The sequence below is a fragment of the Synechococcus sp. R70.1 genome (genome assembly GCF_047461675.1).
GTDB lineage: Bacteria > Cyanobacteriota > Cyanobacteriia > Thermostichales > Thermostichaceae > Thermostichus.
Genome location: NZ_JANSHR010000099.1, coordinates 1 through 570 on the forward strand (window position 1 = coordinate 1; position 570 = coordinate 570).

1 protein-coding gene is annotated in these 570 nt (G+C 53.2%); it reads left to right on the top strand.

Annotated elements, in window-relative coordinates; all coding sequences use genetic code 11:
• Window positions 1–570: transposase (locus NW807_RS10450; protein WP_414426062.1), on the top strand; the 570-nt coding region annotated here is incomplete at both ends.

A 570-nucleotide genomic window follows, 5' to 3' on the forward strand; every position in this document is an offset into this window, starting at 1 on the left:
TAAGCAGAAAAAGCGTCCCGTCAAGGAGTTTAAGAGCGGCTTTGTTACCTACGACACTCGCATCTTTTCGTTCCGTCAAAAAGACTGGACGGTGTCGCTGACCACGGTGGAAGGGAGAGAACGCTTTGAACTGGCCATTGGCAACTACCAGCGTGGGATGCTGGCTGGTTCCAACCCAAAAGCTGCCACGCTGATCAAGCGCAAAGATGGCTCCTACTACATCCAGATTTGCGTAGAGAAAAAACCACCCAAGCAACAAGATACCGACAAGGTGATCGGGGTGGACTTGGGAAGGACAGATATTGCCCATACATCGGAAGGAGATCACTGGAATGGACAGCAGTTGAACAAAGTCCGAGACCACTACTCCCGGTTGAGGGCGGCACTCCAACGCAAAGCCAGTAAGGGCACACGCAGTTCGCGGCGCAGATGCAGAGAACTGTTGCAACGGCTGTCTGGCAAGGAGAGGCGCTTTCAGGCGTGGGTCAATCATTGCATCTCCAAAGCTATTGTCTCTAGGGCAAAGACCACAAACAGCGCTATTGCCCTGGAAGACCTGACAGGGATCCG